General features: G+C 70.4%; 18 protein-coding genes and 2 pseudogenes. 16 read left to right on the top strand and 4 right to left on the bottom strand.

The annotated features are described in order from the left end of the window. Positions 1-35 precede the first annotated feature (35 nt). On the top strand, positions 36-404 hold the full coding sequence (locus JOF47_RS09300) for a DUF488 domain-containing protein (protein ID WP_209997298.1): 369 nt from the start codon (positions 36-38) through the stop codon (positions 402-404). Here the strand turns inward: JOF47_RS09300 and JOF47_RS09295 are convergent. Next, complete coding sequence (locus JOF47_RS09295; protein ID WP_209997297.1) at positions 401-1702, bottom strand: amidase family protein; 1302 nt, start codon at positions 1700-1702, stop codon at positions 401-403. The two genes, JOF47_RS09300 and JOF47_RS09295, sit on opposite strands and share 4 nt — an antisense overlap. 76 nt (positions 1703-1778) lie before the next feature. Next, positions 1779-2537, bottom strand: coding sequence for a helix-turn-helix transcriptional regulator (locus JOF47_RS09290; RefSeq protein WP_209997296.1), 759 nt, complete (start codon positions 2535-2537; stop codon positions 1779-1781). A gap of 168 nt (positions 2538-2705) precedes the next feature. On the opposite strand from JOF47_RS09290, the gene JOF47_RS09285 reads away from it, so the two are divergent. The 13 genes and pseudogenes from JOF47_RS09285 to JOF47_RS22170 form a co-directional block, all read left to right on the top strand. Continuing rightward, positions 2706-3467, top strand: a complete 762-nt coding sequence (locus JOF47_RS09285; RefSeq protein WP_209997295.1) for a sirohydrochlorin chelatase — start codon at positions 2706-2708, stop codon at positions 3465-3467. A gap of 75 nt (positions 3468-3542) precedes the next feature. Further along, positions 3543-5258 (top strand): nitrite/sulfite reductase, encoded by a 1716-nt coding sequence (locus JOF47_RS09280; RefSeq protein ID WP_209997294.1) that lies wholly within the window; start codon positions 3543-3545, stop codon positions 5256-5258. Further along, a complete protein-coding gene (locus JOF47_RS09275) occupies positions 5255-5986 on the top strand; it encodes a phosphoadenylyl-sulfate reductase (protein WP_342592749.1) in 732 nt (243 codons plus the stop codon). Before JOF47_RS09280 ends, JOF47_RS09275 begins: the two co-directional genes overlap by 4 nt. A 52-nt stretch (positions 5987-6038) precedes the next feature. Then, positions 6039-6983 (top strand): sulfate adenylyltransferase subunit CysD, encoded by a 945-nt coding sequence (gene cysD / locus JOF47_RS09270; RefSeq protein WP_209997293.1) that lies wholly within the window; start codon positions 6039-6041, stop codon positions 6981-6983. Continuing rightward, positions 6983-8353, top strand: coding sequence for a sulfate adenylyltransferase subunit 1 (locus JOF47_RS09265; RefSeq protein WP_209997292.1), 1371 nt, complete (start codon positions 6983-6985; stop codon positions 8351-8353). Before cysD ends, JOF47_RS09265 begins: the two co-directional genes overlap by 1 nt. Positions 8354-8406: 53 nt before the next feature. Then, positions 8407-9537, top strand: coding sequence for an ABC transporter substrate-binding protein (locus tag JOF47_RS09260; RefSeq protein WP_209997291.1), 1131 nt, complete (start codon positions 8407-8409; stop codon positions 9535-9537). Then, a complete protein-coding gene (locus JOF47_RS09255) occupies positions 9534-10256 on the top strand; it encodes an ABC transporter ATP-binding protein (protein WP_209997290.1) in 723 nt (240 codons plus the stop codon). The genes JOF47_RS09260 and JOF47_RS09255 overlap by 4 nt, the downstream gene beginning before the upstream one ends. Continuing rightward, positions 10246-11142, top strand: coding sequence for an ABC transporter permease (locus JOF47_RS09250; RefSeq protein ID WP_209997289.1), 897 nt, complete (start codon positions 10246-10248; stop codon positions 11140-11142). The genes JOF47_RS09255 and JOF47_RS09250 overlap by 11 nt, the downstream gene beginning before the upstream one ends. A gap of 77 nt (positions 11143-11219) precedes the next feature. Continuing rightward, positions 11220-12473, top strand: coding sequence for a uroporphyrinogen-III C-methyltransferase (cobA, locus tag JOF47_RS09245; RefSeq protein WP_210001535.1), 1254 nt, complete (start codon positions 11220-11222; stop codon positions 12471-12473). 59 nt (positions 12474-12532) lie between these two features. Next, positions 12533-14035, top strand: a complete 1503-nt coding sequence (locus JOF47_RS09240; RefSeq protein WP_209997288.1) for an FAD-dependent oxidoreductase — start codon at positions 12533-12535, stop codon at positions 14033-14035. A gap of 88 nt (positions 14036-14123) precedes the next feature. Continuing rightward, entirely contained in the window at positions 14124-14885 is a 762-nt protein-coding gene (locus JOF47_RS09235; RefSeq protein ID WP_209997287.1) for an SDR family oxidoreductase, read from the top strand. A gap of 220 nt (positions 14886-15105) precedes the next feature. Then, positions 15106-16393: pseudogene (locus JOF47_RS09230) on the top strand (IS110 family RNA-guided transposase). A 146-nt stretch (positions 16394-16539) separates the two neighbouring features. After that, a pseudogene (locus JOF47_RS22170) lies at positions 16540-16635 on the top strand (hypothetical protein); the annotation flags it as partial. Between the two features lie 155 nt (positions 16636-16790). Here JOF47_RS22170 and JOF47_RS09220 read toward each other — a convergent pair. Then, positions 16791-18533, bottom strand: coding sequence for an HNH endonuclease (locus JOF47_RS09220; RefSeq protein WP_209997286.1), 1743 nt, complete (start codon positions 18531-18533; stop codon positions 16791-16793). Between the two features lie 100 nt (positions 18534-18633). After that, the gene (locus JOF47_RS09215) at positions 18634-19662 is read right to left on the bottom strand and encodes an endonuclease/exonuclease/phosphatase family protein (protein WP_209997285.1); all 1029 of its coding nucleotides are present in this window, start codon (positions 19660-19662) and stop codon (positions 18634-18636) included. Between the two features lie 345 nt (positions 19663-20007). Between JOF47_RS09215 and ileS the strand changes: the two genes are divergently transcribed. Together ileS and JOF47_RS09205 are read left to right on the top strand one after the other, a co-directional pair. Then, positions 20008-23313 carry an isoleucine--tRNA ligase gene (gene ileS, locus JOF47_RS09210; protein ID WP_209997284.1) on the top strand — a complete coding sequence of 1102 codons (3306 nt, stop codon included), beginning with the start codon at positions 20008-20010 and terminating at the stop codon, positions 23311-23313. Further along, complete coding sequence (locus JOF47_RS09205) at positions 23310-24671, top strand: bifunctional folylpolyglutamate synthase/dihydrofolate synthase (protein ID WP_209997283.1); 1362 nt, start codon at positions 23310-23312, stop codon at positions 24669-24671. The genes ileS and JOF47_RS09205 overlap by 4 nt, the downstream gene beginning before the upstream one ends. Position 24672 lies beyond the last annotated feature (1 nt).

Raw genomic sequence — 24672 nt, 5'->3', positions numbered from 1 at the left:
TGGAGGAAACGGCCGGGCCGGTCTAGGGTTCAGGAATGGGCACTTTTCGCATCATGCGCGCATACGACGACCCGGACGGCGGTTTCCGGGTGCTGGTTGACCGACTCTGGCCCCGCGGGCTCAGCAAGGAACGGGCGCAGCTGGACGACTGGGCCAAGGACGCGGCCCCGTCGCCCGAACTGCGCGTGGCCTTCAACCACATGGCGGAGCGCTATGAGGAATTCCGCGACCACTATGTGCAGGAGCTGGAATCCGGCTCCGCGGCGGCCGGAGCCGATCGCCTGCTGGGCCTGGCCGCGGAACACCCGGACGTGGTGCTGCTCTTCGCGGCCCGCAACCCGGAGCGCAACCACGCACTGGTCCTGCTGGACTACCTCAACGCACGGCAGGCCGCGGCCGGCTAGGCAAGCATCTCCTCCACGCGGGCGGCAAGCGCCAATAAGTCCCGGTCCCGGTGGGCGGCACCCTGGAGCGTGATGCCCACGGGCAGGCCCCGTGCCGTCAGTCCCGCAGGAAGCGTCACCGACGGAACGCCCAGGACCGTTCCCGGACCCGTGTGCCTGGTCATCAGCGGGAAGAGCGGCACCGACTCGCCCAGGTGCTCGACGACGGTGTCATCGCCAACGGGCTGCGGAACCGTCGGCATCGTCGGGAAGAGCAACATGGCAACGCCGGAGGACTCCAACACGCGGGCATATTCGTCCCGCGCGGATTCCATGAGCCCGCGGGCCGCCGCATAGGCATCCGGGGACACCGGGTGCGCCGCATAGTTCTCCAGGATGCCCCGGACATCGGGCGAGACCGCGCGGGCCACCACCTGCTCCCAAGCTTCCCGGGGAGCGAGGTCTTCCGCGGCGGCCAAGTAGGCGGCGAGCAGGCGCGGGGCCTCCCAGCCCACCAAGTCCCACTGCGCGGCATCCGTCAGCGCGAACACCGGATCCAGGTCGACGTCGACGATGCTGACATGCCCCGACAGTTCCGCAAGCACCTGGTTGAAGCGCAGCTCCACGGAGGGATCCAGGTCCCTCCGGAACGCAGTGGGCACGCCGACCACCGGAAGGGGCCCGTCCCATGCGGTCTCCGGCTCGTGGGACACCCAGGCATCGATCCGCGCCGCGTGGGCGACGCTGCGGGCATGCACGCCGACGGTGTCGCGCGACCAGGACAAGCCGATCGTGCCGTCAATGGGCCAACGCCCGGTGCTCGGGCGGAAGCCGACCACGCCGCACGATGCGGCGGGAACCGAAATCGAGCCGCCGGTGTCCGTGCCCAGCGACACCGGGACCAGGCCCGCGGCAACCGCCGCCGCGCTGCCGCCGCTGGATCCGCCGGCCGAACGTAGGGGATCAAAGGGGTTGCGCACCGGACCGAAGGCGGCGTTGTTGCTGGTGATCCCGAACGCCAGCTCATGCATGTTGGTCAGGCCGGCGACGCGCCCTCCGTGCCGCTTGAGCGCGGCAACCACCAGGGCGTCGGCGTCCGCCAGATGCCCGCCGAAGACGGGGCTGGCGGCGTTCGCCGGCATTCCGCGCACCTCGATGTTCGCCTTGACCGCGAAGTCGAATCCGCCGGCAAGATCCGCGGAGGCGGAGGACGACGAGGCGGAGGACGACGAGGCGGAGGACGACGAGCCGGAGGATGCCGAAGGCGCGGCTTCCGGGGGTCGGTGGGTCCAGATTCCGGGGTCCAGATCGTCGCTCATGCCGTGTCCTCAGGGGTGTGTAGGGGGAAGTTCCCGTGGGGAACCCTGCCGGGCACGAGCCTATGCGTGAATCGCATCATGCACCATCGGCAATTCTGCCGACTTGACCCCCGGGCCGCGGGGCCAACAATGCGGCAAGTTCGCTGCGGCTGCCGACCCCGAGCTTGGCAAAGACCCGGGACAGGTGGGTGCGCAGGGTGCCCATCGAGCAGCCGAGTTCGGCGCATGCCCGGCGGTCGCTCAAGCCACGCGCCACGGCGAAGGCCACCTCCCGTTCCCGCGCGGTGAGCGTCTCCAGCCCCTCGGGGAGCCCGGCACCGTCCGGCGGGTGGCCGTCCGCGGGCAGCAAGCGTTGGATCAGCTCGCCGCCGGCCTGGAGCAGGCGGACTTCCTCGTCGTTGAACGGCGCGCGGCCCGCCGCACGCCAGATGCGCAGGTCCAGGGTCCCCGGGACCGAGCGCGCGGGAAAGTAGTTCATCCCCTCGACGAGCCCGTCGACGGCCAGGAAATCGTTGTGGAACTCGGTGTCCAGCAAGCGCGCGGGGGCGATGGCGTCGAAGACGCGGACGGCGCGGCCCGCGGAGCGCATCCTGGGCGTGAGCGGGTCGTGGAACTGGAAATGGCCAAGGTAGTTGCGCATGTTCGCATCGGACATATTGATCCACACCGGGGCGGCGAAGAAATCGTCGGGCCTGATCCGGCAGGAAGCGAAGAAGTCGGCATCGAGCAAGCGCAGGAGTGCATGGCCCAGCTCCAGACGCCGGCCGCGCTCATCGGTCTCCTCGGTGCCGGTGAGCGACTCGAGGAACCCGGAAAAGGCCGGGATTGTGCCCAATGCGGATCCTTTCCCTGTTGTTGGAGGCCTTGGTGCCTTGGCGGCCGCGGTGCACCGGTGCCGGCGCGATGCATGACGGGGGATCGGCACACCAGAGAATAGTGTGTCACGGGCAACGAAACGACACGGTGCTTGGGACACTCCGCCGGCGATGGTTAGGCTTCGGTCATGTCACCACGGAATTCACCTGACCAGCACGAAGAAGTTTCCACCGGGCAACGGCCGCTGCACGTGGTTGCCTGCGCCCACGGCACCGACAACCCCGCCGGCCGCCTGCTGGTGAACGACCTGCGCGAGGACCTGGCCGCGGTGCTTGCCGCCGACGGCATCCACGCGCTGGTCCACGAGGCCTACGTCGACGTGCAGGAACCCCGGCTCGGGGCGGTGCTGGCCTCGCTGCCTCCCGGCGAGGATGCCATCGTCGCCCCGCTGCTGCTCTCCGAGGGCTTCCACACCTCGGTGGACATCGCCGAAGCGGTGGCCACCCGCGCGCAGGCCCGCACCGCCGCGCCGATCGGCCCCGATGCGCGCATGGCCGAGGTGCTGGCGCAGCGGCTGGCCGAGGCCGGCCACCGTCCCGGCGACGCGGTGGTGTTCGCCGCGGCGGGCACGCGCATCGAGGCCGGGGCGCGGCAGGCCGCCCGGATGGCCGGGCACCTGGCCGACTTCCTGGGTGGGGCCGTCACCGTGGCGTACTGCTCCGCCGCCACGCCGTCGGTGCCCGAGGCGGTTGCCGCTGCGCGCGCGGCCGGGGCCTCGAGGGTCGGCATCGCTTCCTTCCTGCTGGCCCCCGGGTTCTTCCACGACAGGCTGGCCAGCGCCGGGGCGGACTATGTTTCCGGCGCACTGCTGCCGTCCGTAACAATCGCGAAATGTGTCGCCGGAAGACTTGCGGAGGCCCTCGGCGAGGGGTCCGCCGACACCGAATAGGTCGCCGTGTGACGAGATGACGTTGCGGGTCGGGGGCGCTGGCGGGCCGCCTCGGGCCGGCCATAAAGTCGGGGCATGACACAGGCAACCGACACCCCGGCCCGCACCCGGCCCGCCCGCCCGGCGGCCAAGCCACACGGACAGTGGAAGATCGACGGCACCGCGCCGCTGAACCCCAACGAGGCGTTCAAGGCGGACGACAACGGGCTGAACGTGCGCGAGCGCATCGAAACCGTCTACGCCCACGGGGGGTTCGACTCGATCGACCCCACCGACCTGCACGGCCGCTTCCGCTGGTGGGGCCTCTACACCCAGCGCAAGCCCGGCATCGACGGCGGCAAGACCGCCACCCTTGAGCCGCACGAGCTCGAGGACCGCTACTTCATGCTGCGCGTGCGCATCGACGGCGGCACGCTGACCACCGACCAGCTGCGCACCATCGGGCAGATTTCCCGCGACTTCGCCCGCGACTCCGCGGACGTGACCGACCGGCAGAACATCCAGCTGCACTGGATCGACGTGGTGGACGTCCCGGAGATCTGGCGGCGGCTCGAGGCCGTCGGGCTGGACACCACCGAGGCCTGCGGCGACGTGCCCCGGGTCATCCTCGGGTCCCCGGTGGCGGGCATCGCGAAGGACGAGATCCTGGACCCGACCCCGGTGATCCGCGAGATCCGCAACCGCTTCATCGGCGACCCGGAGCTGGCGAACCTGCCGCGCAAGTTCAAGACGGCGATCTCCGGGCACCCCTCGCAGGACGTCGTGCACGAAATCAACGACATCGCGCTCATCGCCGTCATCCACCCCGAGCACGGCCCGGGCTACGACCTGTGGGTCGGCGGCGGCCTGTCCACCAACGCCCGGCTGGCCGAGCGGCTGGGAGTCTTTGTCTCCGCCGAGGTGGCCGCCGAGGTGTGGCTGGGCGTGGTCTCGATCTTCCGCGACTACGGCTACCGCCGGCTGCGCAACAAGGCGCGGCTGAAGTTCCTGATGGCCGACTGGGGACCGGCGAAGTTCCGCCAGGTGCTGGAGGAGGAATACCTCGGTTACGCGCTGCCCGACGGGGACGCGCCGGAGAAGCCGACCACGCCCGGGGACCACGTGGGCATCCACGAGCAGAAGGACGGGCGCTACTTCATCGGCGCCAGCCCCAACGCCGGCCGGCTCTCCGGCACGCTGCTGCTGGAGCTCGCCGACCTGCTGGAGCGCCACGGCTCCTCGCGGCTGCGCACCACCCCGCACCAGAAGCTGCTGGCCCTGGACATCCCCGCGGAATCGGTGAAGGCGGCCGCCGCGGAACTCGACGCGCTGGGCCTGGCCACGGCGCCGACGATCTTCCGCCGCTCCGCGATCGCCTGCACCGGCATCGAGTTCTGCAAGCTGGCGATCGTGGACACCAAGGACACCACCATCGCCGCGGTCGCCGAGCTGGAGGCGCGCTTTGCCGCCAAGTCGGCGGTGCGCCTGCCGAAGTCCCTGAGCCTGCACGTGAACGGCTGCCCGAACTCCTGCGCCCGCATCCAGACCGCGGACATCGGGCTCAAGGGACAGCTGCTGCCCGACGGCAACGGCGGGCAGACCCCCGGATTCCAGGTCCACCTGGGCGGGGGACTGGCCTCCACCGAACGCGGGGAGGCCGGCCTGGGCCGCACCGTGCGCGGCCTGAAGGTCACCGCCGACGACCTGCCCGACTACATCGAGCGGGTGCTGGAAAACTACTCGGCCTCCAGCACCGAGGGCGAGTCCTTTGCGCAGTGGTCGCACCGCGCCGCGGACGAGGACGTGTTGTGAGCGCCGCGGACGTGGTCAACACGGACCGGAACGCGGACAGGACTGCTGACCGCGCGCTGGCCGAGGCGGGCGCCGCGGAGCTGGGCTTCGACGCCTCGGCGGCCGAGGTGATCGACTGGGTGAAGGCGAACTTCTCCGTCGAGGAGGTGGCCGTCGCCTGCTCGATGGCCGACGCAGTGCTGCCCGCGGTGGTTGCGGAGGCGCTGCCCGGGGTCGACGTGCTCTTCCTGGAGACCGGCTACCACTTCGGCGAAACCCACGCGACACGCAACGAGGTCGCCGCGGTCCTGGACGTGCGGGTCGTCGACGTGCTCCCGGAGCGCACCGTTGCGGAGCAGGACGCCGAATTCGGTCCCAGGCTGCACGAGCGCGATCCGGGCGCCTGCTGCCGGCTGCGCAAGATGGAGCCGCTGGCGAAGGCGCTGGCCGGCTACCGGCTCTGGTTCACCGGGGTCCGCCGCGACGAGGGCCCCACCCGCGCCGACACCCCGCTCATCACGTGGGACGAGGCGCACGGACTGGTCAAGGTCAACCCGCTGGCCGCCTGGAGCTTCGACGAGCTGACAGGCTACGCGGCCGCCCGCAACGTCCCGGTGAACCTGCTGTTGGCCCACGGCTACCCCTCGATCGGCTGCGCCCCGTGCACCCGGCCGGTGGCCGAGGGCGAGGACCCGCGCGCCGGCCGCTGGGCGGGGCTGGCCAAGACCGAATGCGGCATCCACCGATGAGCCGCACACCCCGCCCGAAAACCCGTGAATCCCACCGACGAAGGAGCAACAGATGAGCGCCACCACGACCGCCGACGCCCCCGTGCGCCCCGGCCCCGCCACGCCCGGCACCGACGTGCTCGACGCGCTGGAGGCCGAATCCATCCACATCCTGCGCGAGGTCGCGGCGGAGTTCGAACGCCCCGCCATGCTGTTCTCCGGCGGCAAGGACTCCGTGGTGATGCTGCACCTGGCCACCAAGGCCTTCTGGCCCGGCGTCGTGCCCTTCCCGGTGCTGCACGTTGACACCGGGCACAACTTCGGGGAGGTCATCGCGTTCCGCGACGAGACGGTCCAGCGGCTGGGCCTGCGCCTGGTGGTCGCCGGCGTGCAGGACTACATCGACGATGGCCGGCTCACCGAGCGCACCGACGGCACCCGCAACCCGCTGCAGACCACCCCGCTGCTTGACGCGATCTCCGCCAACCGCTTCGACGTGCTCTTCGGCGGCGGGCGCCGCGACGAGGACAAGGCGCGCGCCAAGGAACGCATCCTGTCCCTGCGCGACGAGTTCGGCCAGTGGGACCCGCGCAACCAGCGCCCCGAGTTGTGGAACCTGTACAACGGGCGCCACACGCCGGGCCAGCACGTGCGCGCGTTCCCGATCAGCAACTGGACCGAGCTGGACATCTGGCGGTACATCGAACGCGAGAACATCGCGCTTCCCTCCCTCTACTACGCCCACGAGCGGGAGGTCTTCGAGCACTCCGGCATGTGGCGGGCCGTCGGGGAGTTCAGCCGGCCGGGCGCCGGCGTGCCGGTCACGACGCGCACCGTGCGCTACCGCACCGTGGGGGACATGTCCTGCACCGGGGCCGTGCTCTCCGAGGCCTACACGACGGCGGACGTCATCCGCGAGGTCGCCACCACCACCCTGACCGAGCGCGGAGCCACTCGCGCCGATGACCGCATCTCCGAGGCGGCCATGGAAGACCGCAAGAAGGACGGGTATTTCTAATGAGCACCACCAACCTTGAGAGAACCGCGCACGCCACCTCTGCCCACACGCTGGGCAACCGCGGGCTCTTCCGCTTCGCCACCGCCGGCTCCGTCGACGACGGCAAGTCCACCCTGGTGGGGCGGCTGCTGCACGACGCGAAGGCGGTCCTCGCCGACACGCTCGATGCGCTGGCCCGGGCCTCGGCCGAAAGCGGCTTCGGGGGCGGGGACGGCACGCTGGATCTGGCGCTGCTCACCGACGGGCTGCGCGCCGAACGCGAGCAGGGCATCACGATCGACGTGGCCTACCGCTACTTCAGCACCGGGGAACGCTCCTTCGTGCTGGCCGACTGCCCCGGGCACGTGCAGTACACCCGCAACACCGTCACCGGCGCCTCCACCGCCGACGCCGCGATCGTGCTGATCGACGCCCGCAAGGGCGTGCTCGAACAGACCCGCCGGCACCTGGGCGTGATCGGCCTGCTGCGCGTGCCGCACGTGATCGTCGCGGTGAACAAGATCGACTTGATCGACTACGACGGGGACCGCTTCGCGGACATCGCCGCCGACGTGGCGCGCGTCGCCGCCGGGCTGGGCCTGCCGGTGCCGCACACCCTGCCGGTCTCCGCGCTGGTCGGCGACAACGTGGTGGAGCGCTCGGCGCACACGCCCTGGTACACCGGCCACACGCTGCTGGGGCTGCTCGAGTCCCTACCGACCCGCGACGAGCAGGCCGGTGCCGACGAGGCCTTCCGCTTCCCGGTCCAGCTGGTGCTGCGGCCGCAGGGGGCGCTCGCCCCGGGGCTGGATCCAGAGGCGTTCCGCGACTACCGCGCCTACGCCGGGGCGATCACCGAGGGCTCGATCGCCGTGGGGGACCCGGTCACCATCGCCTCGCCCGGCGCGCCGCGCCGGGAGACGACGGTCGTCGGGATCGATGCCGCCGGGCGGGAGCTGGAATCCGCCGCGGCACCGGCCTCGGTGGCGCTGCGGCTTGCCGACGAGCTGGACATCGCCCGCGGGGACACCATCGCCGCGGCCGGGACCCTGCCGGAATCCTCCGCGGACCTGAACGCCCAGCTGTGCTGGCTTGCGACCGCGCCGCTGCGCCCCGGGGTCACGGTGCTCATCAAGCACGGCACCGCGACGGTGCGGGCGAAGGTCAGCTCAATCGTCGGGGCGTTGGACCTGGAGGACTTCGGGCTGCTGCCCGCCGCCAGCCTGGAACTGAACGACATCGGCACCGTCCAGCTGCGGCTGGCCGGCGAACTTCCCACTGAGCCGTACGTGCGCCACCACCGCACCGGGGCGTTCCTGGTGATCGACCCGCAGTCCGGCAACACGCTGGCCGCCGGGCTGATCGGCGAGCGCCCCGCCACCGCCGGCTGACCCACACCCGCCAACACACACCCGCCAACACCGACACAGAAGGACACCCGACCATGGACACCATCAGGTACACCGCCGATGGCCCGCACCGCGGCCCCGGCCGCCGGGCGCTGCTCGCCGGCGGCACCGGCCTGCTCGGCCTGCTGGTGCTCGGGGCGGCGGCCACCACCACGGTGCCGCGGCCCGGGGCGGCCGGCAGCGTGGCAGCCACGCCGGCGGCCACCCTGCGGCTGGGCTTCTTTGCCAACCTCACGCACGCACCGGCGTTCGTCGGCACCGCCAACGGGCTCTTCGCCCGCGAGCTTGCCGGCTCCGGCACCACGCTGGAAACCAGCATCTTCGGTGCCGGTCCGGCAGCCGTTGAGGCGCTGAACGCCGGGGCCATCGATGCCGCCTACCTGGGGCCGAACCCGGCGATCGCCGCCTTCGCCTCCAGCGGCGGGCGCGGGCTGCGCGTGGTGGCGGGGGCCGCGGCCGGAGGGGCCCAGCTGGTGGTCCGTGCCGGGATCACCGACGCCGCCGCGCTGCGCGGGACGACCCTTGCCACCCCGCAACTTGGCGGCACCCAGGACGTCGCGCTGCGCACCTGGCTCGCGGCCCGGGGGCTGAAGAACGACCTGCGCGGCGGGGAGGTTTCCATCACCCCGACGGCCAACGCGCAGACCCTGGAGCTCTTCCGTTCCGGGGCCATCGACGGCGCGTGGCTGCCCGAGCCGTGGTCCTCCCGGCTGGTGCTGGAGGCCGGGGCCACGGTGCTGGTGGACGAGGCGGAGCTGTGGGACGGTGCAGAGACCGGCGCCCCCGGGCTGTTCCCGACCACGGTGCTCGCGGTGTCCCCGGACTTCGCGGCCCGCCACCCCTCCACCGTCGACGCCCTGCTGCGCGGGCACCTGGCCGCACTTGACTGGATCAACACCGCCAAGCGTGCCGAGGTGCTTGACACGCTGAACACCCAGCTGGCGCAGCTCGCCGGCGCCGCGCTGGGCCCCGCCGTGCTGGAGCGCGCGCTGGACAAGCTGATTTTCGCCCCCGACCCGCTGGCAGGGGCCTACCCGCGGCTGCTGGCCAACGCCGTCGCCGCGTCGCTGGCGGAACCCGCGGGCCTCGACGGGCTGGTGGACACCTCGTTCCTGGAGAGGGCCCGCACCGCGCGCACGGCCGGCGGATCGGGGGCGGCGGCATGAGCATCGTCATCGAGAACCTCTCCAAGGACTACGGCGCGGCGCCCGTGCTCTCCGGCATCAGCACCACGATCGCCGAGGGCGAATTCGTGGCGGTGCTCGGGGCATCCGGGTGCGGCAAGTCCACCCTGCTGAACGTGATCGCCGGGCTCGAGCCGCCCACGGCCGGGTCCGTGAGTGTCCCGGCGGCCGGCGCCGCATTCATGTTCCAGGACGCGGCGCTGCTGCCCTGGCTCACGGCGCGCGCCAACATCGAACTCGCCCTGGAACTGCGCGGGATCCCGCGTGCCGAACGCCGCCAGCGGGCCACCGGGCTGCTGGAACTGGTCCACCTGGGCGATGCCGGGGCCAAGCGCCCGCACGAGCTCTCCGGGGGCATGCGCCAGCGCGCCTCGCTGGCCCGCGCGCTGGGGCAGGACCGGCCGGTGCTGCTGATGGACGAGCCGTTCGCCGCGCTGGACGCGATCACCCGAGACCTGTTGCACGACGAGCTCGAACGGCTCTGGCGCGCCCACCGGCGCACCGTGGTGTTCGTGACCCACAACGTCCGCGAGGCCGTGCGGCTGGGCCAGCGGATCCTGCTGCTCTCCTCCCGCCCCGGCCGCATCGCCGCCCAGTGGGAGATCGACGGGTCGGTGCGCAGCGACCCGGCCGCGGCCGCGGCGCTCACCCAAGACATCACCGCCCGGCTACGCGAGGAGATCCGCCATCATGCCCACTAGCCCCGGCGCAACTGCCACTGCCACTGCCGCGATCGACAACCTGAAGGAACTCGAGGCCGGACTGGACAACCTGCAGGAAGGCCCCGCGCCCGTGCGGCGGTCCGCCTCCTCGCGGGTGCTGCTGCCGCTGGGCACGATCCTCGGCCTGCTGAGCCTGTGGCAGCTGGCCGCCTGGTTCGCCTCCCCGCGCGCCGACCTGTTCCCCGGGCCGGTCGAGGTGTTCGGCACCGCCGCCGGGCTGGCCGCCGACGGCCGGCTGGCCGAGGCCGCGCTCACCTCGCTGCAGCGCGGCGTGCTCGGCTTCCTGCTGGCCCTGGGCATCGGCACCCCGCTGGGGCTGCTGCTCTCGGCCTCGCCGACGCTGCGCCGCGGCGTAGGCCCGCTGGTCTCCGGCCTGCAGGTGCTGCCGTCCGTCGCCTGGGTGCCGGCGGCCATTATATGGTTCGGCCTGACCGACGCCACCGTCTACTTCGTGGTTGTCATGGGCGCCACCCCGTCGATCATCAACGGGTTGCTCTCCGGCGTCGACACCGTCCCGCCGCAATACCGGCGGCTCGGCACGGTGCTCGGGGCTTCCCGCGCCCAGGGCCTGCTGCGCATCGTGCTTCCCGCGGCGCTGCCCGGCTACCTGGCCGGGCTCAAGCAGGGCTGGGCCTTTTCCTGGCGCTCGCTGATGGCCGCGGAGATCATCGCCGTCGGCGGGTCCATCGGCTTCGGCCTCGGTTCGCTGCTGCAGCAGGGCCGGGACCTGTCCTCGATGGCGGTGGTCGCCTGCGCGATCCTGGCCATCCTGGTGGTCGGCATCGTCATCGAACTGCTGGTCTTCGCCCCGCTGGAACGCAGGCTGCTGCGCCGCCGCGGCCTGGCCCCGAGAGCCGGACGATGAGCCACCCCGAATTCCACCACCCGCACGACCACGCCCACCAGCAGACCCACCAGCACACCCACCAAAAGGAGCAGGCCATGACTACATCCAACGAGTCGCCCATCCACCCGCTGGCCCTGCGCCTGGCCGGCAAGGACGTGCTCTGCGTCGGCGCCGGGACGGTGGCCGCACGCCGGATCGCGCAGCTGCTCGACGCCGGCGCCCGGGTCACCGTCATCGCCCCTCAGGCCGTCGCATCGATCGCCGAGGCCGCGGGCTCCGGAAAGCTCGTCTGGCTGCGGCGCGGCTACGAGCCCGGGGACCTGGACGGCATGTGGCTGGCCCACACCGCCACCGGCAACCGGGCGCTGGACGCGCGGGTGGCGGCCGATGCCGACGCGCAGCAGACCTGGTGCGTCAACGCGTCGGACCACGCGGCCTCCAGCGCCTGGACCCCCGCCGTCGCGCGGACCGGGGAGGGAACCACCGTGGCCGTCACCGCCGGCGGTGACCCGCGCCGCGCCGCCGGGCTGCGCAACGCGATCGCGCTGGCCGCCGACACCGGGCTGCTGCCGCTGCGCCGGCGCCGCTCAGGCACCGGATCCGTGGCCCTGGTCGGCGGAGGCCCGGGCGACCCGGGGCTGATCACCGTCACCGGGCGCCGGCTGCTGGCCGCCGCCGACGTGGTGGTCGCCGACCGGCTGGGCCCGCGCGACCTGTTGAACGAGCTCGATCCGTCCGTGCGCATCATCGAGGTCGGCAAGGCCCCCGGCGACCACCTGGCCACCCAGGATGAGATCAACGCGGTGCTGGTCGCCGAGGCGCAGGCCGGCAACCGCGTGGTGCGGCTCAAGGGCGGGGACCCGTTCGTGCTGGGCCGCGGCGGCGAGGAGGCCGCATACTGCCGCGAGCACGGCGTCGAGGTCAGCGTCGTCCCCGGGGTCACCAGCGCCATCTCCGTCCCTGCCGCCGCCGGGATCCCCGTCACCCACCGCGGGGTGGCCACCGGCTTCTCGATGGCCACCGGGCATGAGGAGCTCTCCGAGCTCCCGGCCCGCGCCGACCACACCCTGGTGCTGCTGATGGGCGTGGCCCGGCTGGCACGCAACACCGCCACGCTGCTGGGCCGCGGGCTGCCCGCCGACACCCCGGTCGCGATCATCGAGCGCGGCTGGTGCCCCGACCAGCGCATCACGATCGACCGGCTGGATTCCATCGCGGCCACCGCCGCGCGGATCGGCGTCGCGAACCCCGCGGTGATCGTCATCGGCGACGTGGTGCGGGTCAGCCCCCATGCCGCAGGACGCCTGGAACCGGCCGCCCGCACCCGCCAGCTGCTGCCCGTCGGCTGACCCGCCATTCAGCCTGCCCCCGGAACACCCACAATCCAGATATACCCCAGGAGGACCCCATGACTGAGAAAAACACCCCGGTGCCCGTGAGCACACCCGCCGCCTTCGCCGCCCGCCCGCTGCGCGTGGCCATCATCGGCGCCGGCCCGGCCGGCGTCTACGCCGCGGACATCCTCACCAAGGCGGAGCGCGACTTCGAGCTTGCGATCGACCTCTTCGACCGCTACCCGGCACCGTACGGCCTGATCCGCTACGGCGTCGCCCCGGACCACCCGCGCATCAAGGGCATCGTCAAGGCCCTGCACAAGGTGCTGGACCGCGGGGACATCCGCTTCTTCGGCAACGTCGACTACGGCACCGACCTGTCGATCCAGGAGCTGCGCGAGCACTACGACGCGGTCATCTTTGCCACCGGCGCCATCAACGACGCGGACCTGAACATCCCGGGCATCGAGCTGGACGGCTCCTACGGCGGCGCGGACTTCGTGTCCTGGTACGACGGGCACCCCGACGTGCCGCGCACCTGGCCGCTCGAGGCCACGCAGATCGCGGTGCTGGGCAACGGCAACGTGGCACTGGACGTGGCCCGCGTGCTCTCCAAGCACCCCGAGGACCTGCTGGTCACCGAGATCCCGGACAACGTGTACCAGGGGTTGCGCGAATCCCCGGTCACCGACGTGCACGTCTTTGGCCGCCGCGGCCCGGCCCAGGTGAAGTTCACCCCGCTGGAGCTGCGCGAGCTGTCGCACAGCCACGACGTGGACATCGTGCTCTACCCGGAGGACTTCGAGTTCGACGCGGCCTCCGACGCAGCCATCAAGACCAACAACCAGGTCAAGACCATGGTCGGCACGCTCACCAACTGGCTGATCGAGCAGGAGGAACGCGAGGAACGCGGGGAACGCGGGGACATCGCCCAGGGAACCGAACGCCCGCGCCGCCGCCTGCACCTGCACTTCCTGCATTCCCCGGTGGAGGTCACCGGGACCGACGGCAAAGTCAGCGGCATCAGGTTCGAGCGCCAGGAACTGGACGGCACCGGAAACGCGCGCGGCACCAGGGAGCTCATCGACTACCCGGTGCAGGCCGTCTACCGCGCCATCGGCTACTTCGGCTCGGCGCTGCCGGAGATCGAGTACGACGGGCGCACCGGCACCGTGCCCAATTTCGAGGGCAAGGTGCTGGACGCGTCCGGCATCCAGGTGCCCGGGCTCTACGCCACCGGCTGGATCAAGCGCGGCCCCGTCGGGCTGATCGGACACACCAAGTCCGACGCCGCCGAAACCATCGCCCACCTGCTGGCCGACCTGCACCAACTGCCGGTGGCGGCCAACCCCGCACCCGATGCCGTGCCGGCGCTGCTGGACGCCAAGGGCGTCGCCTACACCAGCTGGGACGGCTGGCTCGCGCTGGATACGCACGAGCAGGCCCTCGGCGCCGCGGCCGACCCTGCACCGACCCACGACGGACCGGTGCCGCGCGAACGGATCAAGGTCGTGGACCGCGCCGAGATGGTCGCCGTGTCCCGCGCGGTCGAGGAACCGGCGGCCTCCCGCGGCTGAATTGTGCGTCCGGACTGACTCCTTCGGCCGCCGGAGACCCGGGCTCCGGTGGTCGCTGGACCGCGCCCGGACTGGCTAGAATTTGAGCATGTCATCACAGATTTCACATGCAGCAGTAGTCACCGGCGCCTCCACCGGAATCGGCGAGGCCACGGTGCGCGCGTTGTGCACCGCCGGTTGGACGGTCTTCGCCGTGGCCCGCCGCGCCGATCGCCTTTCGGCGCTCGCGGCGGAAACCGGCGCCATCGCCGTTCCCGCGGACGTCACCGACGACGACCAGGTCGCGAACCTGCTCGCCACGGTCCAGGCCGGCGGCGGCATCGACACCCTCATCAACATCGCCGGCGGCGCGCGCGGCGCCGACTACCTGGGCGCCGCGAAGAACGAGGACTGGGACTTCATGCTCCGGGTCAACGTCATCGGCACCATGAAGCTCACCCGCGCGTTCCTGCCGATGCTGCGCGCCCACGGCGAGGGCACCGTGCTGAACCTGACCTCCACCGCGGCGCTGGCCAGCTACGAGGGCGGGTCCGGCTACAACGCCGCCAAGGCCGCCCAGCGCGCGATGACCCAGGCCCTGCGCCTGGAGGAGGTCGAGAACAACATCCGCGTCATCGAGGTGCTGCCCGGACTGGTGCACACCGAGGAATTCGCGCTGCGCCGCCTCGGCGGGGACGCGGCCGCCGCCCAGGCCGTCTACCGCGGCGTGGAAAAACCACTGCTGGCCTCCGACGTCGCCGAGGTCATCGGCTACGCGGTGAACCTGCCGCACCATGTGAACCTCGACGAGATCGTCGTCCGCCCGGTGGCCCAGGCCGCCAACCACAAGCTGCTCCGCAAAGACTCCTAGACTCGCAGTTCGCAGACTCCCGTTACCTTTTTAGTGATCCCGGAATCGAGCACCGTGCGAGAGGATGGGGTTGCTGGCCTGTCGGTCCCGGCATGATTCAGTCCCCCAGTCATCAATGATCCGGGGGGTGCTGTCACCGGGATTCGATAGGCACCAGGGATATCGCTAATAGGGGCCGGAGCAGAACAGTGAACCAGGGTTCAGGTCGGTCGTAACGTGGATGCCCGGGCCTTGGCGCCGCAGGGACAAGCCAGCATTCGTTTCATCCGTGAGCACGTGGCCAGTTTCCGGAGGGTGCATTTTGATCCACGACCATGAGTCCATCGACGTCTTCATCGGCGTTGAAGTCGGCAAGACCAACCACCACGCGGTGGCCCTGAACCGGGCCGGGAAGAAACTCCTGGACAAGGCCCTGCCGCAGGACGAATCCAAGCTTCGGGACATCATCCGTTCCCTGGCCAAGCACGGGAGGCTGTTGTTCGTGGTGGACCAGCCGGCCACCATCGGCGCCCTGCCGGTCGCCGTCGCCCAGTCCGAGGGCATCCCGGTCGGATACCTGCCGGGGCTGGCCATGCGCCGGGTCGCGGACCTGCACCCCGGCGAGGCGAAGACCGATGCCCGCGACGCCTTCATCATCGCCAACGCCGCCCGCACCCTGCCGCAGACCCTGCGCTCGGTCCAGGTGGCCGACGAGCAGGTCGCCGAACTGTCGATGCTCTGCGGCTTTGACGACGATTTGGCCAAGCAGGCCACCGCAACCTCCAACAGGATCCGCGGGCTTGACCTGCGATCCACCCGGCCCTGGAACGGGTCATCGGCCCGCACCTGGACCACCAGGCCATGCCCGAGCTGCTGGCCAAATACCCGACCCCGGCCGCGCTGTGCAAGGCCGGGAAGGCCCGGGTGGAAACGCTCATGCGCAAGCACGCACCCCGGGTGGGGAAACGCTGGACCCAGGAGATCTTCGCGGCCCTGGATGAGCAAACCGTGGTGGTCTCGGGGACCTCGGCGGCCGGGATCGTGCTGCCGCAATTGGCACTCGCCCTGGCCCAGACGCGGGCCGCCCGCGCCGAGGTGCTGGCGCAGGAAAGAAAAACTCGTGGAGGCCCACCCTCTTCACCAGCTCCGTTCGTCTTTGCCAGCGGTCGGTGTCAGGACCGAAGCCCGCATCCTCACCGAGGTCGTTGGCAAGGACTTCAAGACCGCAGGACACCTCGGATCCTACGCCGGGCTGGCCCCGGTGACCTGGCGATCCGGGACCTCCATCCGCTTAGGACCATTCCTCGAGGAAGGGAAACAAGGTGCTCAAGCGCGCATTGTTCCTGTCGGCGTTCGCCGCGCTCAAATGCAAGGACCGAAATTCCCGGGCCTACTACGACCGCAAGCGGGCCGAAGGCAAGAAGCACAACCAAGCCGTCATCGCCCTGGCCCGGCGCCGCTGCAACGTCCCGTTCGCGATGCTCCGCGACGGGGCACTTTACGACGCGACCGAAACCCAACCCGCCTAACCCACACCCACCAAACGCCACGTGGTCCGGTTCAAGATGCGAACCGGACCACTCAACAACGCCCTCCGGAAGGTCAAGGAATTCTTCCCCAAACCCGGCAAAACCCTTGACGAACCAGATAGGGGCACCCCCCCGACCCGGACCTTGCGGCGGAGTCCGGCCGGGCGCTCTTCGACGCCGTCCACGCCCGCTGGTGGCAGCTGCCGGAGGGGGACCGGCCGAGGCATGCCGTCGACGGGCGGAGCCTCGGTGCGCGGTTGCCGCCCGGCCACGGACGCAGCGACACCCAGTTGGCCCCGAGCCAGTCGGCCATCGAACTCATCGACACGCACGATCCCATCAGCCACCTGGGGTGGGGCGCCGGCCTTCTATCCCCTGGTTCCCTGCCGTGCGTAGTTCAAGCGGCCGGGGGTTCCGCCGCGGGATGGAAGATCCAGTTGCGCCTGGGTGTCCGCGGCGGGTCCACCGATGCCGGCGCGATGACGTGGGGCAGCCCCTTGAGCATCACAATGCTGAAGTGCCCGGCGTGGTGGGCCACGTGGCAGCGCACGCACAGCAGGCAGCCGCGAGAAACATCGGTCCTGCCGCCCGCGCTCCACTCGTCCAGGTGGTGCGCCTCGGTCCGGTTGACCGGCATCGAGCATCCCGGGTTGCAGCAGCCCTTGTCGCGGGTGGCGATGGCGCGGCGCTGGGCGCGGTTGAAGTACCGCCGAGTCCGTCCCAGTTCCAGTGGAACGCCGTCGCCGTTGAGCACGACCGGGAGGATTCCCGCATTGCAGGCGATGCGCCGGCAGTTCGAGGCCGAGATGTGCTGGCCGTGGTCGGTCACCCCGGCGTTCTCCAGCTGGCCCTTGAGGGCCTGGAAATCGATGGTCACCGCGAGGGTGAAGTGCGGCAGCATCGGCATCTGCCCGCCGTTGTCGCTGTCTTTGCCGCCGGACTTTTGTCCGGGCGCGCCGGCTGACGCGCCGGCGGTGGTGGTGACGATGCGGATCGAGTCGAGCACAAACTGGTGCAGGCGCTGTGCGCGCTGCCTGGCGTAGGCCTGGTCGAGGGTTTCCCCGGGCAGCAACTCGATTCCCGGGTCTAGCAGCGCCGCACCGGGCAGGGTGTCGACGATGTCCCCGAATCCCTGGACAGGCCGCGCATCCGGCGGAAGCGAAGGGTCCATGGCCCACTCGGGAACGGGAAGCGGCGGCGTGCTGGATTCCGGCGCCGGAGCGGGTTGCGTCCCGGCCTTGGTCGTGGGGTTGTTCAGGACGTCGGCGGCGGTGGCAAGCAGCTCGTGTCCCTCGGCGTTGGTGATGATCCTGTACTCGTACCCCTTGTGGCTGTGGCCCAGGTAGAACGCGCCGATGAACATGGACTCCGATTCCTCGCTGCGCTCCACGACGCCCGCATCGAGCCGCCGGGCCTGGTCCTCGAGCAGCGTGGCCGTGCCCTGTGAATTGCGGGTGACGACCGCCGCCGCAAGTTCGGCCTCGAATTGGCGGGCGACCGCGTCCGGGTTCGGTTGCCTGCCGATCTCCGGGCCCATGGCCTCGAGCTTCTTCGCGAGGCCGGCCACGGTCCGCGGATCGGCCGTGGCATCGCTGAACACCTTGCCGAGTTGCGGGAACCTCGGCGGGACCGCCCGGCCGTTGAAGCCGGTGTGCGGAAGCAGGTTGGCCGCCGTTTCCACGCGGTGCAGTGCCTGGAAGTGCGTGAGGTTCTGCTGGGTCTTGAGATACTCGGCCTCGTCACGGTACAGGGGCTTGCGACCGGGAACGCTGGCGGCGTCGGCGGGAAGCGCGCGTTCACCGGCCAAGAAGGCGGCGGGTTCGGCCAGCAGCCCGTTCACTTCGGCCAGCGGGGCTTCGGTGATGGTGTGCAGCTGGGCATCGGTGGCGCGGGCGGCCGCAAGGACCTGGCCGTAGCCGCTGACCCGGTAGAAGTCCTCCGTCAGTGCAACAAACGCCGCGGCGCGAACCTGCGAGGGGCCGACGGACGCCGCCGCCTTGTCAAGCGCCACCCGGAACACGGGCTTCAGGACGGCGAGCAGGCGCAACCCGTCGTCGGCGGCAACCCGGTCCGGGTGCCCGCAGACGATCGTCTCGATGGCCGCCACGACGCTTGCCGTGAGGTCTTGCTGTGTTCCCATGGCACCAAGCATGGACGATGGCGCGCCGCCCCGGGGGGACCTGCCGTAGGGAATGTGGACAAGTGCTGCGGGGTTGCTGGGACTGCTTGCGTTGCCGGGGTCAGCCGAAGTTCAGCGTCACCAGCACCGCCGCGTGGTCGCTGCCGGGGATCCGCCCGGTGGCGTAGTCGCAGGTTGACACGTCGGCGGAGGTGAGTACATGGTCGATCACGATGCCGGGGGAGTACTGGTGCTCGCGCGGCCAGGTGGGCTGCAAGCGTGCCAACCCGCCCGTCGAGGCATCGCTCAGCGGGGCGTCGGCATTGGCGTGCAAAAGGTCGCGGAATTCGCGGTGGTCGTAGGTGGCGTTGAAGTCCCCGGCCAGGATGCGGGTGCCGCCCCCGGTGTTCACGGCGGCCAGGGCGGCGAGGTCGTGGCGCCAGGAGTCGACGGCGTCGGGCAACGGGGGAAAGGTGTGCACATTGGTGATTTCCACGCGCCTCTCCCGTCCGTCGGACCCGAAAACGGTGAAGGACGCGGTGGGGTTCTCGAACGACATGGAATCCAGCCCGGGCACGTCGCGGACCGTGAGCGGGAACTGCGAGAAGATCCCTGCCCCGGCGGCGCCGCCCTCGGGCACCTGAGTGGTGTGCGGAAGCAATTCATCGAGACCGGCCGCGCTCAGCTCGGCACCCAGTGCGGGTGTGAATTCCTGGATGGCCAGCAACTGCACCTGCTCGCGCCGGACCGTCTCGACGACGGCGGCCGCATCCGCGCGGCCCAGCCTGGCGTTCAGGCTCATCATGCGCAGCCCCGGGGCCGAACAATCTTGGGTAGCGGTGCCTCGCACGTTTCCCGCGGGAGCGAACGGCGCGACCAGCAGCACCGCCAGGGCGATGGCCGCTCCTGCGGCAACGAGCGCGGGGAACGTGCGCCGGGCGAGCGCAAAAAACAGCAGCGCCCCGAGCGACGGAACTATGAAAAGCGGGGTCAGCGACAGCAGCTGGACCCACGGGGTGCCGACGGACAGGCCGGTGAGCCGGAGCCCCAGCAGCAACAGCACCGGGACGAGCAGGGCCCAACCGATTCCGGCGGCCCAGGTTCGGCGGCGCGGCAGGGGAGGGACGGGGTCGGCGGAAAGCGGGTGCATCGGACAAGGATAGCCGGGCATGGTGGGTCCAGACCGGAGCCGGCCGGGTTGAAGCTTCGGCGCGTTGGCGCGCTAGACTGGGAGGAACACGACGTCGACCCGGCCATCACCGGTGAGTCCTCGGAAGAACGGCCACCCATGCAGCACCCGGGCGGGCCCAGTAGAACCGAGCGGGTAAGCCCGTCACAGCAGTCAATGAGCGGCCGGATCCGGCCCCGGGACACCGGGCGGAGAGGGCAAGCGGGGTGGTACCGCGAGGTGGAGTGACCAATTGCTCCGTCGTCGTCCCTGTGTTGGAGAACGCCTAAGCGCAAACACGCGCCACCGATCCCAGGACTGCCGCAGATGACCAGCTACCCCAAGGCCTCGACCGACCCCCACGGCACCACGCCGTCCTCTCCCCGTTTCCCGGAGATCGAGGAGCGGGTCCTTTCCTACTGGAAGAACGATTCGACCTTCCAGGCCTCCATTGACGCCCGCGATGCCGGCGTTGACGGCGCCAACGAGTTCGTCTTCTACGACGGCCCTCCCTTCGCCAACGGCCTGCCGCACTACGGCCACCTGCTGACCGGCTACGTCAAGGACCTGGTCGCCCGTTACCAGACCCAGCGCGGCTCCCGCGTGGAGCGCCGCTTCGGCTGGGACACCCATGGACTGCCGGCCGAGCTCGAGGCCATGAAGCAGCTGGGCATGACGGACAAGGTGCAGATCGAGGCCATGGGCATCGACAAGTTCAACGACGCCTGCCGCACCTCGGTCATGAAGTACGCCGACGAGTGGCAGAGCTACGTCACCCGCCAGGCGCGCTGGGTCGACTTCGAGAACGACTACAAGACGCTGAACGTCGAGTACATGGAATCGGTCATCTGGGCCTTCAAGCAGCTGCACGAGAAGGGCCTGACCTACCAGGGCTTCCGCGTGCTGCCGTACTGCTGGAAGGACGAGACCCCGCTGTCCAACCACGAGCTGCGCATGGACGACGACGTCTACAAGGACCGCCAGGACCAGACCGTCACCGTCTCCTTCCCGCTGCTGGCCGGCGAGTCGGAGATCTCCCGGGAGCTTGCGGGCGTGCAGGCGCTGGCCTGGACCACCACGCCGTGGACCCTGCCCACCAACATGGCCCTGGCCGTCGGCCCCGAGGTCGTCTACGCGGTGCTGCCCGCCGGCGAAAACGGCGTGAAGGCCTCCAACGCCACCGGCGACTTCATGCTCGCCGAGGACCTGCTCGGAGCCTACGCCAAGGACCTGGGCTATGCGGACGCCGCCGCCGCCGAGGACGCCATCACCAAGCGCTACACCGGCAAGGACCTGGCCGGCCTCAGGTACGCACCGCTGTGGGACACCTTCGCCGATGTCGAGACCTGGAACACCGCCAACGCCTGGCAGCTGCTGGTCGCCGACTACGTGACCACCACCGACGGCACCGGCATCGTCCACCAGGCCCCGGCCTACGGCGAGGAGGACCAGAAGATCTGCGAGGCCGCCGGCATCCCGGTGATCCTCTCGGTCGACGAGGGCGCCAAGTTCCTGCCGCTGTTCAAGGGCGGGGAGCTGGCGGAGATCGTCGGCGTCCAGGTGTTCGACGCCAACAAGGCCATCACCAACCTGCTGAAGAACGACGCCCGCCTCATCAAGCAGGCCTCCTTCGAGCACTCCTACCCGCACTGCTGGCGCTGCCGCAACCCGCTGATCTACCGCGCGATCTCCTCCTGGTACGTCGAGGTCACCAAGATCAAGGACCGCATGCTGGAGCTGAACCAGCAGATCAACTGGATCCCGGAGAACGTGAAGGACGGCCAGTTCGGCAAGTGGCTGGAAAACGCCCGCGACTGGTCGATCTCCCGCAACCGCTACTGGGGTTCCCCGATCCCGGTGTGGGAATGCGACGGCGAGGAGTGCACCCACCGCGAGGTCTACGGATCCCTGGATGAGATCAAGGCCGCCTTCGGGCGCCTGCCGCTGAACCACGAGGGCCAGCCGGACCTGCACCGCCCGTTCATCGACGACTTGGTCAAGTCCCACGATGGCTGTGCCGACGCCGGCACCATGCACCGCGTCGAGGACGTGCTGGACGTCTGGTTCGACTCCGGGTCGATGCCCTACGCCCAGACGCACTACCCGTTCGAGAACAAGGACTGGTTCGACACCCACCACCCGGCGGACTTCATCGTCGAGTACATCGGGCAGACCCGCGGCTGGTTCTACACCATGCACATCCTCTCCACCGCGCTCTTCGACCGCCCCGCGTACAAGAACGTGATCAGCCACGGCATCGTGCTGGGCTCCGACGGGCAGAAGATGTCCAAGTCGCTGAGGAACTACCCGGACGTAAACGAGGTGCTTGACCGCGACGGCTCCGACGCCATGCGCTGGTTCCTGATGGCCTCCCCGATCCTGCGCGGCGGCAACCTGGTTGTCACCGAGCAGGGCATCCGCGAGGGCGTGCGCCAGGTGCTGCTGCCCATGTGGAACGTTTGGCACTTCTTCTGCCTGTACACCAACGCCGCGAACAACGGCGCCGGCTACCAGGCCAAGCTGTCCTACACGTCGACGGACCCGCTGGATGCGTACATGCTCGCCGCCACCGGCGACCTGGTCCGCGAGGCCACCGCGAAGCTCGACGCCTACGACATCTCCGAGGCCGCCGAGACCATCCGCCAGTACATGGACACGCTGACCAACTGGTACGTGCGCCGGAGCCGCCAGCGCTTCTTCGACGAAGACACCAACGCCTTCGACACCCTGTACACCTGCCTGGAGACGCTGACCCGCGTGAGCGCCTCGCTGCTGCCGCTGGCCAGCGAGGAAATCTGGCGCGGGCTCACCGGCGGGCGCTCGGTGCACCTGGCCGAATGGCCCGACGCCGAAGCCTTCGGCCGCCACGACGAGCTGGTCGCCGCGATGGAAGCCACCCGCCGGATCGCCTCCGTCGGTTCCTCGCTGCGCAAGGCCGCCAACCTGCGCGTGCGCCTGCCGCTGGCCGGCATGACCGTCGCCGCGCCGAACGCCGCGGCGCTGGCCGGCACGTTCGCGACCATCATCGCCGACGAGCTGAACCTGCGTTCCGTCACGCTGATCGACGCCGCAGAGGCCAACGCCGCCGAGTACGGCATCAGCCAGCAGCTGGTCGTCAACGCCCGCGCGGCGGGCCCGCGGCTGGGCAAGAATGTGCAGCTGGCCATCAAGGGAGCCAAGTCCGGGGACTGGTCGGTGTCCGACGCCGGGACCGTCACCGCTGGCGGCCTGGACCTCGAACCCCACGAGTACACGCTGGAAACCGTGGTCGCCGCCGGCGCGTCCGAGGAATCGATCGCCGCGGCCGTGCTGCCCGGCGGCGGCTTCCTGGTGCTAGACACCGAGGTCACCGCCGAGCTGGCCGCGGAGGGAACCGCGCGGGACATGGTCCGCGCCATCCAGTCCGCCCGCAAGGACGCGGACCTGCTGGTCGGGGACCGCATCCGCACCGAAATCACCGCCGATGCGGCCACCGTGGCCGCGCTGCATGCCAACGCCGAACTGATCAAGGGCGAAACCCTGAGCACGGGCCTGGTGCTTCTCACCGCCGAGGACGGCGCCGCACCGGTCGTCCGTGTCGAAACCGTGGCTGCCGCCGAGGCCGCCGAGAATGAAATGGGACCAACCACGTGAGCAACTTTGACAGGTTTTCTGTAGAGGGCGTCTACGCCGAGCTGCTGGCGCGCGCGCCGGAAAACAAGATCGAACCGCGCATGGAACCGATGTTCCGCGCCATGGAGATTCTCGGGGAGCCCAACAAGGCGTTCCCGATCATCCATGTGACGGGCACCAACGGGAAAACCAGCACGGCGCGCATGATCGAGTCGCTGCTGCGCGCCCACGACCTGCGCACCGGCCGCTACTCCTCGCCGCACCTGACATCGGTCACCGAACGCATCGCGATCGACGGCGACTCGGTGGACGACGAGACGTTCGTGCGGATCTGGCACGAGATCGCCCCGTACCTGCAGATCGTCGACGACGAGCTCACGGCCAAGGGCGAGAACCGGCTGACCTTCTTCGAGGCGATCACCATCCTGGGCTTCGCGGTCTTCGCCGACGCCCCGGTGGACGTGGCGATCATCGAGGTCGGCCTGGGCGGCATCACCGACGCCACGAACGTCGGCGACGGCCAGGTCTCCGTGGTGACCCCGATCTCGCTGGACCACACGGACCTGCTGGGGGATACCACCGAGCTGATCGCCGAGGAGAAGGCGGGCATCATCAAGCCCGGCGGCTTCCTCATCTCCGCGGCACAGCCGGCCGACGCCGCGCAGGTGCTGCTGGACCGCGCCCGCGAACTCGAGGTCCCCTACCGGTTCGAGGGCGTCGAATTCGGCGTCGAGGACCGCATCATCGCCGTCGGCGGCCAGCAGCTGGACCTGCAGGGGCTGGCCGGGCGCTACCCGGGCATCCTGCTGCCGCTGCACGGCGAACACCAGGCGCAGAACGCCGCGGTGGCGCTGGCCGCCGTGGAGGCGTTCATCGGGGGAGGCGAGACGGAGCTGAACCACGACCTGGTCATGGAGGGCTTCGGCGCCGCCACCAGCCCGGGGCGCCTGGAGGTCATCCGCACCGCCCCGAGCGTGCTGCTTGACGCCGGCCACAACCCGGACGGCATCCGCGCCTCGGCCAAGGCCGTCAAGGAGGCCTTCGGGTTCTCCAAGCTGGTGCTGGTCATCGGCATCCTCGCCGAAAAGGACGCCCCGGCGATGCTCGCCGAACTGCGCGAACAGTACATCGACCTGGTGGAGGACGTCTGCATCACGCAGTCCAACTCCCCGCGCGCCATCCCCGCCGGCGAACTGGCCGGAATGGCATTGGAGGCCGGTTTCAACGAGGAGGACCTCTTTGTCACCGAGCGCCTCGACGACGCCCTGGAATGGGCCGTCGGCCGTGCGGAGGACTCCGAGGACTTCGGCGGCGGCGTGCTCGTCACCGGGTCGATCACGTTGATCGGGGAGACCCGCATGCTGATGGGAGGCGCGTAGG

Source organism: Paeniglutamicibacter kerguelensis, from assembly GCF_017876535.1.
Classification (GTDB): domain Bacteria; phylum Actinomycetota; class Actinomycetes; order Actinomycetales; family Micrococcaceae; genus Paeniglutamicibacter; species Paeniglutamicibacter kerguelensis.
The sequence above is the reverse complement of the archived record's forward strand: the minus strand, read 5'-3'. Positions and strand labels throughout refer to the sequence as shown.

Excerpts from the sequence above, each read along its gene's own strand:
- JOF47_RS09300 (WP_209997298.1), top strand. The coding sequence starts at position 36 with ATGGGCACTTTTCGCATCATGCGCGCATACGACGACCCGGACGGCGGT.
- JOF47_RS09295 (WP_209997297.1), bottom strand. The coding sequence starts at position 1,702 with ATGAGCGACGATCTGGACCCCGGAATCTGGACCCACCGACCCCCGGAA.
- JOF47_RS09285 (WP_209997295.1), top strand. The coding sequence starts at position 2,706 with ATGTCACCACGGAATTCACCTGACCAGCACGAAGAAGTTTCCACCGGG.
- JOF47_RS09280 (WP_209997294.1), top strand. The coding sequence starts at position 3,543 with ATGACACAGGCAACCGACACCCCGGCCCGCACCCGGCCCGCCCGCCCG.
- cysD (WP_209997293.1), top strand. The coding sequence starts at position 6,039 with ATGAGCGCCACCACGACCGCCGACGCCCCCGTGCGCCCCGGCCCCGCC.
- JOF47_RS09265 (WP_209997292.1), top strand. The coding sequence starts at position 6,983 with ATGAGCACCACCAACCTTGAGAGAACCGCGCACGCCACCTCTGCCCAC.
- JOF47_RS09260 (WP_209997291.1), top strand. The coding sequence starts at position 8,407 with ATGGACACCATCAGGTACACCGCCGATGGCCCGCACCGCGGCCCCGGC.
- JOF47_RS09255 (WP_209997290.1), top strand. The coding sequence starts at position 9,534 with ATGAGCATCGTCATCGAGAACCTCTCCAAGGACTACGGCGCGGCGCCC.
- JOF47_RS09250 (WP_209997289.1), top strand. The coding sequence starts at position 10,246 with ATGCCCACTAGCCCCGGCGCAACTGCCACTGCCACTGCCGCGATCGAC.
- cobA (WP_210001535.1), top strand. The coding sequence starts at position 11,220 with ATGACTACATCCAACGAGTCGCCCATCCACCCGCTGGCCCTGCGCCTG.
- JOF47_RS09240 (WP_209997288.1), top strand. The coding sequence starts at position 12,533 with ATGACTGAGAAAAACACCCCGGTGCCCGTGAGCACACCCGCCGCCTTC.
- JOF47_RS09235 (WP_209997287.1), top strand. The coding sequence starts at position 14,124 with ATGTCATCACAGATTTCACATGCAGCAGTAGTCACCGGCGCCTCCACC.
- JOF47_RS09220 (WP_209997286.1), bottom strand. The coding sequence starts at position 18,533 with ATGGGAACACAGCAAGACCTCACGGCAAGCGTCGTGGCGGCCATCGAG.
- JOF47_RS09215 (WP_209997285.1), bottom strand. The coding sequence starts at position 19,662 with ATGCACCCGCTTTCCGCCGACCCCGTCCCTCCCCTGCCGCGCCGCCGA.
- ileS (WP_209997284.1), top strand. The coding sequence starts at position 20,008 with ATGACCAGCTACCCCAAGGCCTCGACCGACCCCCACGGCACCACGCCG.